2 protein-coding genes are annotated in these 1,964 nt (G+C 73.5%); both read right to left on the bottom strand.

The window, feature by feature from the left end; all coding sequences use genetic code 11:
* Window positions 1-34 precede the first annotated feature (34 nt).
* A complete protein-coding gene (locus tag ACFRMQ_RS40440; protein ID WP_380735912.1) occupies window positions 35-412 on the bottom strand; it encodes a hypothetical protein in 378 nt (125 codons plus the stop codon).
* Window positions 413-437: 25 nt separating this feature from the next.
* Window positions 438-1,964, bottom strand: a 1,527-nt coding sequence (locus tag ACFRMQ_RS40445; RefSeq protein ID WP_380735913.1) for an anthranilate synthase family protein, incomplete at its 5' end; no start/stop codon positions are given.

The raw sequence follows: 1,964 nt of genomic DNA on the forward strand, positions 1-1,964 counted from the left end.
GGGGTGGGCCTGCCCGGGCGATCGGGGCGGGGCGTCACGGCATCGGGGATTCCAGCGGGGCCGGCGACTCCAGGGCCAGTCCGTACCCGGCCAGGCGGGTCAGCGAGTGCACCCCCTCGACGGTCGCCTCGACGTCGAACAGCGTCCACTGCGCCGGCGGCCGCCCGATCAGTTCGGCGGCCCGCGCCGGCAGCGGCCGGGCGGCGGCCTCGGCCGACTCCCAGAGCAGCACCGCGCCCCAGCGGTCGGTGGCGGGGTCGGAGACCCAGAACTTCAGCCGGAGCCCCTCCACCCGGGCGAACCGGTCGACGGCCTCCTCGCGCAGGAACGCCCGCAGCGAGTCGATCGTCCGGCCTGTCCCGGTCAGGTCCCACCAGACCACGGCCGCCTTGAGTCCGGGAGTCCCGCTCATGCGCGCCTCCCGACGGCGAACCGGTTCATGCCGCCTGCCTCAACGGTCCGGCGACGAGCGCGCCCAGCGCGTCGCCGAGGATGCGCATCCCGTCCGCGGTGAGCACCGACTCCGGGTGGAACTGCATCGAGCGGAACCCGGGCCCGCGCAGGGCGTGCACCTCGTGGGTGACCGGGTCGCGGCTGATCTCGACCATGCCGATGCCGGGTGCCTCGAAGCGGGTGCCGGCGTTCCGGGCCGCGAAGGTGTTGTAGAAGCCGACCCGTTCGCGGCGCCCGAACAGGTCGATCTCCCGCTGCACGCCCTGGTTCGGCCGGTCCCGGCGCACCAGTGGCAGGCCGAGCCGCAGGCTGAGCACCTGGTGGCTCAGGCACACGGCCGCGAACGGCCGGCGCTCGGCGAGCAGGGTCTCCACCGCCCCGCTCAGGTGCGCGATCTTCGGGTGGCCGGTGTCCCGGGGGTCACCCGGCCCCGGCCCCAGCACCACCAGGTCGTGTTCGTCGAGGGAGTACGGCTGGTCGAACCGACGGACCGTCACCTCGGCGCCCAGGGCCCGGAGTTGGTGGCCGAGCATCGCGGTGAAGGTGTCCTCGGCGTCGACCACGATCACCCGCCGGCCGTCGAGCAGCCCGGCGCCGTCCTGGCGGTCGGCGTCCGTCGCCAGCCAGAAGCCGGCCAGGCCCGAGTTGCGCCCGTCCAGCGCCGCCCGCACCGAGGGGTGGGAGCCGAACCGGCGCGGGGCCGTCTCGCCGAAGGCGGCCAGCAGGCCCGACGCCTTGGCGCGGGTCTCGGCGACCTCGGAGAGCGGGTCGGAGTGGCGCACCAGGGTGGCCCCGACACCGATGCGCATCCGGCCGCGCGCGTCGATGTCGGCGGTGCGGATGACGATCGCCGTGTCGAGGGTGCGCTCGCCCCGCTCGTCGCGGCCGATCATCGCCAGGATGCCGCTGTAGTAGCCGCGGCCCTCGGGTTCGTACCGCTCGATCACCTTGCAGGCGCTCTCCAGCGGGGAGCCGGTGACGGTCGGCGCGAACAGGGTCTCGTGCAGCACCTCCCGCGGGTCGCGGGTGGTGTGGCCCTCGATGAAGTACTCGGTGTGGGCGAGCCGGGCCATCTCCTTGAGGTACGGCCCGACGACGCTGCCGCCGTTCTCGCACACCCGGGCCATCATCTTCAGTTCCTCGTCGACGACCATGTACAGCTCGTCGGTCTCCTTGCGGTCGGCGAGGAAGTCCATGACGCCGGGCAGGGTGGGCCCCGAGTCGGGATAGCGGTAGGTGCCGCTGATCGGGTTCATCACGGCCCGGCCGCCGACCACGCTCACGTGGCGCTCGGGCGAGGCCCCGACGAGGGTGCGCTCGCCGGTGTGCACGATGAACGTCCAGTACGCGCCCGACTCGCGCTCCAGCAGCCGCCGGAACAGGCGCAGCGCGGTGCCGACCGAGTAGTCGCCGATGTCGGCGACGAAGGTCCGCTTGACGACGAAGTTGGCGCCCTCGCCGGTGCCGATCTCGTCCTTGACGATCCGCCGCACGATCTCGGCGTAGTCGTC

The sequence above is a fragment of the Kitasatospora sp. NPDC056783 genome (assembly GCF_042789895.1).
GTDB lineage: Bacteria > Actinomycetota > Actinomycetes > Streptomycetales > Streptomycetaceae > Kitasatospora.